Below are 1,617 nucleotides of genomic sequence, written 5' to 3'. Positions count from 1 at the left end.
CGGGCGGCGGACGGAACGTTCGACCGGATGCTGCGGGCCGCGCAGACGAAAGCGGATACCCCCACCGCTGCGTCACCTGCGTCACCATAAGACCGAAACAGCGGCTCCCTCTTCATGTTCAAAAGCACGCACCACCATGGCTGACTTCGCCCATCTGTGCGCCCAGCTCGACGCGGCCACCGGCCTCGGCGCGCTGGACGCGTACCGGGCCAGCCTGGACGACTCAACAACGACGTCATCCAGGGTGACCTGCTGGCTCGGACGGTCTGCCTGTGAGCTGCGGCTGCGGCAGTGACGCACGAAGCCGGGGGCTGTGTCACTCCGCATCACCGTGTCACCGGTTGCAGACACGGTGACACACCGGTGACACAGAGCCCCGCCCCTGCGTCACGCAAGACCCGCAGGTCAGGCGTGCGATAGAACTCCGTCTACCGGACCAGTACCGAACGGACCCTCAGGAAAGATCGAGCTAGGGGATGTCCCTGACTCTGTACTCGAGGTCGTAGTTGGCTCCCTGCTCTAGGAAGAACACGTGATGGGAGCCCTGGTTAATCTCGCTTGCTCGGATGGTCTGAGATCCAAGGCTCTCCTCCCCGAAGGGAGCATCGTCCTCAAGCATCTTGACGATCCCCGTGCTACCGGGGAACGGCACGATCACGTTTATGGCCGTGAGACGGCCACCCTTCATCTGGCCTCGCCAGAAGGTGTTGTCGTTGAACCTAAGGTCGATTTCGTCGCCATCACTGCCCGAGTCTTCGGTGGCGTTGCACGCCAGATTCTGGAATTCCACCATGGTCACCATGCGCTGCCTCCCACTCTCCTCGTACTGATGCCTCAACTTCCAGTCAGGCACAGTCGGTCTGGTGGCGCAAATGGGGGAATCAGGACGGATCCGGGTGGTCGACGACGACCCGCGCAACGTCTTCGAGTGCCCAGCTGGAACGCCCGCACTACGTCCCCACGTAACGCGATTATGCAGCAGATGTCACGCCCACATCAGGAGTGATGCGAGGGTGACGGCTGCTTCGTAGGACTGAGCGGTCTTGTCGTAACGGGTGGCGATGCCACGCCACTGCTTCAAGCGGTTGAAGCACCGTTCCACGACGTTGCGGTGCTTATAGACCTCGCGGTCGAAGGCCGGCGGCCGGCCTCCGCGGCTGCCTCGCCGGGCCGGGTTGCGGACCTGGTCGGCCCGCTCGGGGATCGTGTGCGGGATGCCGCGGCGGCGGAGCCAGGTGCGGATAGCTCGTGAGCTGTAGCCCTTGTCGCCCAGGACGTGATCGGGCCGCATGCGGGGTCGTCCCGGCCCGAGGCGGGGCATCCAGATCGCTTCCATCACGGCGGTGAACCGGGTGCAGTCGTTGGTGTTGCCGCCCGTGACGATGAAGGCGAGCGGACGGCCTCGCCCGTCGCAGGCCAGGTGAATCTTGCTGGTCAGACCGCCTCTGGACCGGCCGAGGGCCGGGTCGCGGAGCCCCCTTTTCGGACCCCTGCCGCATGCTGGTGAACTCGGACGATCGTGGAATCGACCGATACCAGCCACTCGATGTCTCCCGCCGCGTCCGCTTTCGTCTGCGCGGCCCGCAGCATCCGGTCGAACGTTCCGTCCGCCGCCCA

Annotated in this window: 2 protein-coding genes and 1 pseudogene; 1 reads left to right on the top strand and 2 read right to left on the bottom strand. The window is 65.0% G+C overall.

All coding sequences use genetic code 11. The features are described from left to right. Nucleotides 1-136 precede the first annotated feature (136 nt). Nucleotides 137-295 carry a hypothetical protein gene (locus ABZ923_RS41260; protein WP_361483586.1) on the top strand — a complete coding sequence of 53 codons (159 nt, stop codon included), beginning with the start codon at nucleotides 137-139 and terminating at the stop codon, nucleotides 293-295. Nucleotides 296-469: 174 nt separating this feature from the next. Here ABZ923_RS41260 and ABZ923_RS41255 read toward each other — a convergent pair whose 3' ends face one another. Both ABZ923_RS41255 and ABZ923_RS41250 read right to left on the bottom strand, forming a co-directional pair. Then, a complete protein-coding gene (locus ABZ923_RS41255; RefSeq protein ID WP_361483584.1) occupies nucleotides 470-802 on the bottom strand; it encodes a hypothetical protein in 333 nt (110 codons plus the stop codon). A gap of 183 nt (nucleotides 803-985) precedes the next feature. Next, nucleotides 986-1,617, bottom strand: a pseudogene (locus ABZ923_RS41250) (IS5 family transposase); the annotation flags it as partial.

The sequence above is a fragment of the Streptomyces sp. NPDC046881 genome, from assembly GCF_040645015.1.
GTDB lineage: Bacteria > Actinomycetota > Actinomycetes > Streptomycetales > Streptomycetaceae > Streptomyces.
The sequence above is the reverse complement of the archived record's forward strand: the minus strand, read 5'-3'. Positions and strand labels throughout refer to the sequence as shown.